The sequence below is a fragment of the Variovorax sp. 01N429 genome (assembly GCF_056399425.1).
This window is the reverse complement of the sequence record NZ_JBFTRG010000026.1, coordinates 50,586-60,620: the sequence shown is the minus strand read 5'-3', so window position 1 is coordinate 60,620 and position 10,035 is coordinate 50,586. Positions and strand designations below refer to the sequence as shown.

General features: G+C 62.0%; 8 protein-coding genes. 7 read left to right on the top strand and 1 reads right to left on the bottom strand.

The genetic code is table 11. The annotated features are described in order from the left end of the window. Positions 1–431: 431 nt before the first annotated feature. Both AC1DSF_RS28770 and AC1DSF_RS28765 read left to right on the top strand, forming a co-directional pair. Entirely contained in the window at positions 432–2,327 is a 1,896-nt protein-coding gene (locus tag AC1DSF_RS28770) for an ATP-binding cassette domain-containing protein (RefSeq protein WP_478128760.1), read from the top strand. Positions 2,328–2,436: 109 nt separating this feature from the next. Further along, positions 2,437–4,143, top strand: coding sequence for a phospholipase D family protein (locus AC1DSF_RS28765; RefSeq protein ID WP_478128759.1), 1,707 nt, complete (start codon positions 2,437–2,439; stop codon positions 4,141–4,143). A 17-nt stretch (positions 4,144–4,160) separates the two neighbouring features. On the opposite strand, the gene AC1DSF_RS28760 is transcribed toward AC1DSF_RS28765, so the two are convergent. Further along, a complete protein-coding gene (locus tag AC1DSF_RS28760; RefSeq protein ID WP_478128758.1) occupies positions 4,161–5,585 on the bottom strand; it encodes an aminotransferase-like domain-containing protein in 1,425 nt (474 codons plus the stop codon). 101 nt (positions 5,586–5,686) lie between these two features. Here AC1DSF_RS28760 and AC1DSF_RS28755 point away from each other — a divergent pair, with 101 nt between their 5' ends. The 5 genes from AC1DSF_RS28755 to AC1DSF_RS28735 are packed head-to-tail and all read left to right on the top strand — an operon-like array spanning position 5,687 to position 10,032. Then, positions 5,687–6,292, top strand: a complete 606-nt coding sequence (locus tag AC1DSF_RS28755; RefSeq protein ID WP_478128757.1) for a LysE family translocator — start codon at positions 5,687–5,689, stop codon at positions 6,290–6,292. Continuing rightward, on the top strand, positions 6,289–7,218 hold the full coding sequence (locus AC1DSF_RS28750) for a DMT family transporter (protein WP_478183914.1): 930 nt from the start codon (positions 6,289–6,291) through the stop codon (positions 7,216–7,218). Before AC1DSF_RS28755 ends, AC1DSF_RS28750 begins: the two co-directional genes overlap by 4 nt. A gap of 27 nt (positions 7,219–7,245) precedes the next feature. Further along, positions 7,246–8,460 (top strand): aminotransferase-like domain-containing protein, encoded by a 1,215-nt coding sequence (locus AC1DSF_RS28745; RefSeq protein WP_478128755.1) that lies wholly within the window; start codon positions 7,246–7,248, stop codon positions 8,458–8,460. A gap of 22 nt (positions 8,461–8,482) precedes the next feature. Further along, entirely contained in the window at positions 8,483–9,124 is a 642-nt protein-coding gene (locus AC1DSF_RS28740; RefSeq protein ID WP_478128754.1) for a glutathione S-transferase family protein, read from the top strand. Between the two features lie 5 nt (positions 9,125–9,129). Then, positions 9,130–10,032: a PhzF family phenazine biosynthesis protein gene (locus tag AC1DSF_RS28735; protein WP_478183913.1), complete on the top strand. Its 903-nt coding sequence runs from the start codon at positions 9,130–9,132 to the stop codon at positions 10,030–10,032. Positions 10,033–10,035: the final 3 nt, after the last annotated feature.

The following is a 10,035-nucleotide window of genomic DNA, read 5'->3' as shown; positions in this document are numbered from 1 at the left end:
GCCCTCTATTATTACACGATTTTCAGAAGATTCGAAAAACTTTTGAAGTTTTTTTCTTCCCCCTCTCCGCTCATCTCAATACCACCCCGGAGAGCAACATCAAGATCCGTGTTTAGCGGAGCCTTCGATTATGACACGGTAAAAAGACCATATCAATTCAAAGGTCTTCGCCTGCTTGGCCTGCTTTCTCACGAGCGTTAAGGCAGCCAATCCAGCGCAGCTCTCGATTATGCCACGCTTTTAAAGCGATCCTGCACACTCGTCCCGGTCGAATGCGGTTGAACGGCGTCCTACAAAATCCTTCACCACGCTCGGCCGAGTTCTCCATCATAGGCCCGCTTTCAGTTGTGCGTGGAGGCATTCGGCCCCTTCCGCTCAGAGCGGTCATCACGGTCAAGCGTGGTGCCCAACTCAGATAATGCAGTCCATACATGGCACTCATTACTCTTCTCGACGCCCAATTGGCATTCGGACACGTCCCGCTACTGGATCACGCGGACTTTTCACTCGTGGAATCGGAACGTATCGGCCTCATCGGCCGCAACGGTGCCGGCAAGTCTTCACTTCTCAAGATCATCGGGGGATTGGAGAAGCCCGATGACGGGACCCTCCAGGTCCAACAAGGGCTAAGGACTACCTACGTTGCGCAAGAGCCATCTCTCGACATGGAGGCCAACGTCTTTGTAGCTGCGAGCGCAGGGCTGTCGGAAGTGATCGCCATTCGGGATCAATACCTGTCCGGCGCGCCGGGTGTTGATCTCGATGCGCTTCAATCGCAGATCGAAGCGTTTGATGCCTGGAACTGGGAGCAGCGGGTCGAGGAAACATTGCATCGCCTTCATCTGGACGGCGCGGCGCGGGTCGGTTCGCTTTCCGGCGGTACGCGCAAACGCGTGGCGCTCGCGCAAGCGCTCGTCGCCACACCCGACGTGCTGCTTCTCGACGAGCCTACCAATCACCTTGATCTCGACTCGATCGAGTGGCTCGAGCAGTTGTTAATCGACTTCAAGGGCAGCGTGGTGACGATCACGCACGATCGGAGCTTTCTCAACCGGGTGGCGACCCGTATCTTGGAACTGGACCGGGGGAAGCTGAACTCCTATCCGGGCAATTTCGAGCAATATCTCGTACAGAAGGACGAGCAGCTTGCACGGGAAGCAGTAATCAACGCAAAAGCCGACAAGCTGCTGGCCCAGGAGGAGATCTGGATCCGCAAGGGAGTCGAAGCGCGCAGGACGCGAAGCCAGAGCCGCATCAATCGCCTTGAGGCACTGAGGGCGAACCGGGCCGCAAGGCGGGACGTGCTCGGAAGCGTCAACATGGACGTCTCATCCGGCCAAGGCAGCGGAAAGATCGTCGCTGAACTGACTGACGCCTCCAAGACGTTCGGCGACAAGCCAGTGATCCGCGGCTTCACCAGCACGATCCTGCGCGGCGACAAGGTAGGTTTGATTGGCCCCAATGGCGCAGGCAAGACGACCCTGTTGAAGTTGATCCTCGGCGAACTGGAGCCGGACAGCGGGAAGATTCGACGCGGGACCAATCTGCGAGTGGCCTACTTCGACCAGATGCGCAATGCGCTCAACCTCGACGCAACGCTGGAAGACTTCATCAGTCCAGGAAGCGAATGGATCGAGATCGGTAGTCAGCGCAAACACGTGAAGAGCTACCTTGCAGACTTCTTGTTTTCACCCGCACGCGCCCATTCGCCTGTACGGTCGTTGAGCGGAGGAGAACGCAATCGGCTGCTGCTGGCGCGTCTGTTCGCGCGTCCCGCAAATGTGCTGGTTCTGGACGAACCGACCAACGATCTCGACATCGACACACTGGAGCTCCTTGAGGATCTACTCCAGAACTATGACGGGACCGTGTTCCTCGTGAGCCACGACCGCACCTTCCTGGACAACGTGGTCACGAGCACGATCGCGTTCGAAGGCGACGGCAAGTGGCGCGAGTATGAAGGCAGCGTGCAGGACTGGTTGACCCAATCGAAGCGTGCACGAGAGATTGCAGAGGAGCGAGCCGTGGCGGCGGCCCCTGTCGCGGCAGCACCTCCGCCAGCCCCTGCTGCACCGCAGCGCACGGGGACGAAGAAAAAACTTTCCTACAAGGAACAACGAGAGTTCGAACTGCTCCCCGCGCAGATCGCAGCTCTCGAAGACGAGCAGAAGCGCATCGCCGACGCGCTGGATCAGGATGGCAGCGCCATCTACGCGAATGATCCATCTCGAGCAGCCGAGCTTGCCGAACGCCACGCAAAGATCGAAGAAGAGTTGCTGGCGGCCCTCGAACGTTGGGAAGAACTCGGCGCGGCCGGCGAGGGATAACGGCGTTATTGTCTGACGCGAGCTGGGCTATGGCCGCGCTTAGCATGCGGCGTCCTGACTTTACAGACCCCGCATGCATTCATTCCGGATGGTCCGACGGTGCGCCGCAATGGCCCTGCGCCTTTGCGTGGCATCCGGCTTTGTCTTGTGTCTCTCCGCCTGCGCACAGCTGCCCCAGGACGTGCAGAGGCCGGTCTCAACAGCTTTAGCGACAGCCTCGGACACTCCTTTGGCCGCGATCGTCAGGCAACGCCAAGAGGCTGCAGCCACCCGCTTCGACTCCGGTTTCCTCCTGCTCGAGGGGCCCCAGGCCGCCTACGGAAGCAGACTCGCGCTGGTACAAGGCGCGCAGAAGACATTGGACCTGCAGTACTACGCGATTCACGCCGACGCGAGCACGGCGCGTCTACTCATTGGCGTACGCGAAGCGGCCCGGCGGGGCGTGCATGTGCGCGTACTCCTCGACGATTTCCACAGCACGGGCCGCGACGCGCTTGTGATGCGTCTCGCCTTGGAGCCCAACATTGAAATGCGAATGTTCAATCCCTTGGTCGGTGGGAGAGACTCGACTCTGGGGCGCCTCGTAAGCTCGCTCGACGATGCTTCTCGCATTCAGCAGCGCATGCACAACAAGCTGTTCATCGCCGACAACGTCATGGCTGTCGCGGGGGGCCGCAACCTGGGGGATGCCTACTTCGGCAACGACAAGAGCGCAAACTTCATTGACCTCGATGTGCTGGCGGCAGGACGGATTGTGCGCGACCTTTCACGGACCTTCGACGCCTATTGGAACAACGAGCGAGCCTATCCGGTGCAGTCCCTCGTCACGCGCAAAGAGCTCGACAAGTTGCGCAGCGACGCACGGGCGGCGGACGCCACAGAGCGAGAACGCGCCCCGAGTGGCGCCGCACCGCCTCAGGTGGATGGTGCACCCCCCTCCGCCGCTCAGCGTGCTCACGCATGGGACGAACAACCGATGGATCTCCGCGAGGCCGCGTTCGTATGGGCTCCCGCGGTCGTACTCGTCGATAAGCCAAACAAGATTCCCCTCGACGGATCAAAATCAGATGCGAGCGACTCCAAACTTGCACAGGCCCCGGTCGTCAGCGGCAAGTCGGCACGTCCTCCAGGCTCGCGCCCGAACAGTTCCATGGATGCGGCAGCCAACGCTGCAGAAGACGGCGACACCGTCGTCGAAGGCCTTTTGCAACTGATCGGCCTCGCCCGACACGACCTGCTGATCATCTCTCCCTACTTTGTCCCCGGTCCGGAAATCAAACATGCCTTCGCCGCCGCTCGCGCACGCGGCGTCAGTATTCGCGTACTGACGAACTCGCTTTCATCAAATGACGCTCCCATCGCTCATGTGGGCTACGCGCGGCATCGGGAGGAACTTCTCTCGATGGGCATCGAACTCTACGAGTTGCGCAGCGAACAAGCGGGCCTGAGTAGCGCCCTCGGCGCAGGGAGCAACGTTGCCGGCGAATCACGGTCGATGCTCCATTCGAAGGTGCTGGTTCTTGATGGGCGTCTTCTGGTGGTCGGTTCGATGAACCTCGATCTGCGCTCGCAACTTCAGAACACGGAAATCGCATTGCTGATTCGAAGCAATGAGCTTTCACGGATAGCGACCGACAATATCGAGAAGGCCTTTCGAGAGGGTGCATGGCACGTTGAGCAACGCGATGGCCATCTGGTTTGGCGGGCGCCGGCAGGCAGCGGGGTGGCGGACGCCATGTCCGAGCCCGACACCAGTGCCAGTCTGCGTTTGCTGCTCAAACTGCTGGGTCCACTCGCCCCCGACAAACTGCTTTGAGAGGCGCTTCTCGGCGCCTAGACCTGATCCCGCACACGGGTGAATACTCGCCAGAATGCAGCATCCTGCCCCGTTGCGAAGTTGATGCGCATCAGCGTGGTCGGAGGTCGTCTTGCATGAAATAGCGAGCCTGGCGCGATCAGATAGCCCTCGTCGAGCATGCGTTGCGTCAGTACATCCGTGTCGACGCCCGTGTCGAGCCAGCCGAAAAGTCCAGCGGGTTCCGAAGCCAGCGTGCATCCCGCACCCAGGGCCAGCTTGACTGTGCGCCCGCGTGCGCCATCGAGGCGCAGTCGAATTCGCTCTGCGTGCCGGCGCAATTGACCTTGATCGATGCACCAGGCCAATGCTCGCTCCAACAACGACGGCGTGGTCAAAGTCGCGATCAGCTTCGTCTCCAGAAGTCGCCCGACCATCTCCGGTGAAGCCGCCAGAAAACCGATGCGCCAGTTGGGCGCGAGGATCTTTGCAAATCCGCTGACATAGATGGTGCGCTGCAAGCCGTCGAGCGCGCAAAGACGGGTCGCGTACTCGGGCGCGAGGTGGCTGTATGTGTCGTCTTCGACGATGTGAAAGTCGTGCTTGTTGGCCAACTGGAGGACGCGGTGGGCGCTGCCGGGCGACAGGCTGTACCCGGTCGGGTTGTGCAGCACGCTGACACTCACGAAGAGCTTGGGACGGTGACCTTCGCCCGCGTTGCAATAGCGCTCCATCACGTCCAGGTCCGGGCCGTCGGCATGGCGCGGGACGGGCAGGATTCGCATGCCGAGCGCTTGGAGCCGCGCGAACTCGAGCGCCCACCCGGGTTCCTCGACCATCACCGGATCTCCGGGCCGCAGCAATGTCCGGCTCACGATGTCCAGCGCATGCGTAGCGCCCACCGAGGTCACGATCTGCTCGGGACCCGCCGGTACGTTGATGCGCGCAAGCTTGGTGGCCAGGCTTCGCCGGAGCCCACTGTCGCCCGCTGGCTCGCCGTACTGCAGCGAAAACTCTTGCAGCGACTTGGTGTTCGTCACGCGACGCACGGCCGCAGGCATGAAGGTCGATTCCAGCCAATCGGGCGGAAACACACCCATGCCGGGCTGTGGCTTGTCGCTGGGCCGGTAAAACATGCCGCGGATCAACATGCTGGCGTCTGCTGCGACCGTCTGCGCCTGCGGTGGCTGCGCGGCAAAGGTCATGCGGGCAGGCGCGTTTCCGGCGGGCGCAGCAGAATCACGCACATAGAAGCCTTTTTGACGCCGCGCCTCGACCAACCCCTGAGCAAGAAGCTGGTCGTAGGCTGCAACCACCGTGTGCGCACTGACGCCCTGCTGCCGCGCACATTCACGGACAGAAGGCAAGCGCGCCCCCGGGGCGAGCAGGCGGTCCCGGATACGTTCGGCAAAGCGATCGGCGAGCTGCCCTGTGAGCGACTGTGTGGACGTTCGTGTCAGCATGCGATTCGGTTCTGTGTTGATCATCAGACCAATACAGACTGCCTTCATTGTTTGAGAAACTGTATAGGAACTGTAATGGTCATGAGTTTAGACTGTGGCCTATGAACTGGCAAGAATTCACCACGCTGCTGGTACTGGCCACGGCGATGAGTTTTTCGCCAGGGCCAAACACCACTCTGTCCACGGCTCTGGCTGCCAACAGAGGCTTGCCGCATGCCATGCGATTCGTGATCGCCGTCCCTGTCGGATGGACGCTGTTGCTGCTGCTTTGCGCAGCAGGCATCGGGGCCCTTGTGGTGGCGGCCCCATCCTTGCGGCTGGTCATCAAGGCCTTCGGCATCCTCTATCTCCTGTGGCTCGCATGGAAGCTCAGTGGAAGCGCCACGCTTGCGCAGGCAAACGGAAATAGCGAGCAACTCGACGTCGGCTTCAAGCAGGGCGTTCTGCTTCAGTTCCTCAACATCAAAGCGTGGCTTCTGGCATTGACGCTGGTTGCTGGCTGGATCGCGGGCCACGCTGATGCGTTGCACCGTTTCGCAATCGTTGCGCCCGTGATGCTCATCTACGCCTTCGCCAGCAACTTCAGCTATGCAGTGGCCGGCGCGTTGCTCCGCCACTGGCTGGCGCACGGCCGCCGGCTGCTCTGGTTCAACCGCGCCATGGCGGCCGTACTTGTGCTCACAGCGTGCTGGATGGTCGGCGTATGAAGATCAAGGACGAGACGCTTGGCATGTGGCTCGGCGTGCTCGGTGTCGCCTTCTTTGCCGTGACGCTGCCCATGACACGGCTCGCCACAGGCACGCAAGCGGCGCCGCAACTCTCGCCCTGGTTCGTGACGCTGGGTCGCGCGGCCCTCGCCGGCGTTCTTTCGGCCATCTTCCTGCTCGGCACGCGCGCTCCCCTGCCGCGGCCGCATCAATGGAAAGCGCTGGTCATGGCCGTGCTGGGCAATGCGATCGGTTACCCGCTGCTTCTGGCCTATGCGCTGCGTGTGGTCACTGCGAGCCATGCCGCCGTGGTCACGGCACTATTGCCGCTCGTGACAGCCGCGTGCGCTGCCTGGGTGCTGCATCAGCGTGCGAGGCTGGGCTTCTGGCTTTGCGCCATCGCAGGCAGTGCGCTGGTGCTGGTTTTTTCGCTGCTGCGCGCGAACAGCCAAGGCGCGAGCTTCGGCTTCGAATGGGCCGACGTGCTCTTGGTTGGAGCTGTGTTTGCGGCCTCTCTCGGCTACATATACGGCGCGCAAGTCACGCCTGCACTGGGCGCTGAACGTGTCATCTGCTGGGTCTGCGTACTTGCATTGCCTGTGACGCTGCCGGGAACGCTGTTGCTTTGGCCACAGCAACCGATTGCCGGGTCCGCCTGGGTCGGCTTCGTCTACGTCGGAGTGTTCTCGATGTGGGTCGGCTTCTTCGCCTGGTACCGCGGCCTGGCAATGGGCGGCGCCTTGCGCGTGAGCCAGACGCAACTGCTGCAACCTTTTCTTTCCATCCTCGCCGCCATTCCCCTGTTGGGCGAGCCGCTCGATATCGTTACGCTCGGCTTTGCCGCCGCGGTGGTCGCCACCGTGGTTGCGGGGAAGAAGCTTTCGCAACCGCGGGCCCGTGCCGCTCTCGCCACCGCTTCGCGATAACGATTCATACATTCACGGAGTCATGACATGAACTGGAAACTCGCCGCACGCGCCGAAAAGATGAATCCTTCAGTGATTCGCGAAATCCTCAAGGTGACCGAACGCCCAGGCATCATCAGCCTTGCCGGGGGCCTGCCCTCGCCCAAGACCTTCCCCATCAGCGAATTCGCCGAAGCCTGCGCCGAAGTTCTGCACAAGGATGGCCAGGCGGCCCTCCAATACGCTGCCAGTGAAGGCTACGGTCCGTTGCGCGAAACAGTCGCGGAAATGCTTCCGTGGAACGTGGACCCTGCACAGGTGCTGATCACGACCGGCTCGCAACAAGGTCTTGATCTGATCGCCAAAGTGCTGCTGGATCCCGGCAGCCACGTGCTGGTCGAAACGCCGACCTATCTCGGCGCGCTGCAAGCTTTCTCGCCCATGGAGCCCCTCCCCATCAGCGTCGCGAGCGACAACGAGGGAGTGGTCGTCGACGACATGGTTGCCAAATCGAATGACGCGCGGTTCGTTTACCTGCTGCCCAATTTCCAGAATCCGACCGGTCGCACGATGACTGAAGAGCGGCGTGCAGCGGTATCGGCCGCGGCGGCAAAGGCAGGCCTGCCCATCGTCGAAGACAACCCCTATGGTGAACTCTGGTTCGACGAAGCGCCGCCGCTGCCGCTCACCGCTCGCAACCCCGAGGGGTGCGTCTATCTTGGCTCCTTCTCGAAAGTGCTTGCGCCCGGCCTGCGCCTGGGCTTCATGGTGGCACCCAAGTCGATCTATCCGAAGTTGCTGCAGGCCAAGCAGGCGGCCGATCTGCACACGCCGAGCTTCAACCAGCGAATGGTCTCCGAAGTGATGCGCGAGGGCTTCCTGAGCCGCCACGTGCCGACCATCCGCGCGCTGTACAAGCGCCAGCGCGATGCGATGCTCGCAGCGCTCACTCGCGAAATGAAGGGCCTGCAGGTCGAATTCAACAAGCCTGCGGGCGGCATGTTCCTGTGGCTGCGCCTGCCCCAAGGCATGAACAGCGTCGAGCTCCTGCCCAGAGCGGTCGAACGCGGCGTCGCGTTTGTTCCAGGCCTCCCCTTCTACGCTGGCGAAGGCGATCCGCGCACGATGCGTCTCTCCTTCGTCACTGCAAGCGTCGACGAAATCGACACGGCCATTGCCGCCTTGGCAGATGCGGTTCGCGAGCAGCTTGCGCACAGTGCCGCGGCCGAAGTTCAGCGCCAGTTAGCCGCCAGCCCCACCTGAGATCGCACCAAGGTAGTCCGACATGCTCAACATCTGGGGGCGCATCAGCTCCATCAACGTACGCAAGGTAGTTTGGTGCGCACAGGAACTCGGGCTCGACTTCCAGCGCACCGAGGCAGGTGGAAAATTCGGTGTCGTCCAAACGCCGGAATACCTGCAGCTGAATCCGAATGCCATGGTGCCGGCGATCGACGACGGCGAAGGCGAGGACCGGGTCGTACTCTGGGAGTCGAACGTGATCGTGCGCTATCTCTGCGCCAAGCATTCGACAGGAAAGCTCTACCCGGAAGCCCTCGCTCAACGTTTCGATGCCGAACGGTGGATGGATTGGCAGCAAACCACCTTGAATGCGGTCAGCGGCGGCGCGTTCAAGCAATGGATACGCACCCCGGCATCGCAGCGACAGCCCGAAGTGATCGAATATTCAGTTCGCGCGACGGAGCCGTTATTCGCTTTGCTGGACGCCCATCTTTCGACGCGTGCTTTCATGCTTGGAGACCAGTTCTCGATGGCCGACATCCCGGTCGGTTGCGAAGCGCATCGCTGGTTAGGGCTGCCGCAAACCGAATATGCGCACCCCTCGTGGCCGAATGTGGAGCGCTGGTTTGCAGACCTGCGCAGTCGGACGGGTGCGCGCGGCGTGCTCGACCTTCCACTTGAATGACACAGATGAAAACTCGCCCGTTCAAACAAGTCGACGTCTTCACCTCGACGCCCTACTTCGGCAACCCCCTGGCGGTGGTGCTCGACGGGACCGGGCTCGACGACGTGACGATGCAACGCTTTGCGGCCTGGACACACCTGTCCGAGACCACATTCCTGCTGCCCCCCACCGATCCGGCGGCCGACTACCGCGTGCGCATCTTCACTCCTGGTGGCGAACTGCTCTTCGCGGGCCATCCGACGCTCGGCAGTTGCCACGCGTGGCTGCAGGCCGGCGGAAAGCCCAAGGCGGGCAACCGCATCGTCCAGCAATGCGAAAGCGGCCTGGTGCCGATGCACAGGGAGGGCGATCGCCTGACCTTCGCCGCACCGCCTTTGCGGCGCAGCGCACCCAGTCCGACGATGCTGGCGAAAGTGGCGGCAGCGCTGGGCATCCGCGCTCCACAGATCGTCTCGGCGCAGTTGCTGGACAACGGCACTGTCTGGCTGGGCCTGCTGCTGGCCGACGCTGACACGGTGCTTGCGCTCAAGCCCGACCATCGCGCCTTGTTCGAACTCGGCTACAAGGTCGGTGTCGCCGGATTGTCTGCAGCTGAATCACCCCAGCCAATCACGCGCTCGAATCGCGAAGCGCGAGCATTCGTGCGCTCGGACGAATCGGCCCCGGGCATCGAAGTACGAGGATTTGCAGCGCCGGTCGGCGTCGAAGAAGACCCGGTCACCGGAAGCTTCAACGCCAGCCTCGCGCAATGGCTGATCGCCGACGGCCATCTCCCGGAACGCTACGTGGCGACCCAAGGGCAAGTGCTGGGCCGCGATGGACGCGTCCACGTCATGCGCGACAGTGACGGCCAGGTCTGGGTGGGCGGCGACTCGGTCACCTGCATCGACGGAATCGTCACGCTCTAGGCT